At 57.2% G+C, this 278-nt stretch carries 1 rRNA gene; it reads right to left on the bottom strand.

The features are described from left to right. Positions 1-278 (bottom strand): 23S ribosomal RNA (locus tag ACNFOC_RS56010); the annotation flags it as partial.

Raw genomic sequence — 278 nt, 5'->3', positions numbered from 1 at the left:
TTAGTCAATCGGCGCACACGTTTCTCACGTGTGTATCGCTACTCATGCCTGCATTCTCACTCGTGAACCGTCCACCACTAGCTTCCGCTGCGGCTTCACCCGGCACACGACGCTCCCCTACCCATCCCAGCAGGCGTTGGCCCTATTGCTGGAATGACACGACTTCGGCGGTACGCTTGAGCCCCGCTACATTGTCGGCGCGGAATCACTAGACCAGTGAGCTATTACGCACTCTTTCAAGGGTGGCTGCTTCTAAGCCAACCTCCTGGTTGTCTCTG

Origin of the sequence: Streptomyces colwelliae, from assembly GCF_048158785.1 — a bacterium.
In the GTDB taxonomy this organism is placed as follows: Bacteria; Actinomycetota; Actinomycetes; order Streptomycetales; family Streptomycetaceae; genus Streptomyces.
The sequence above is the reverse complement of the archived record's forward strand: the minus strand, read 5'-3'. Positions and strand labels throughout refer to the sequence as shown.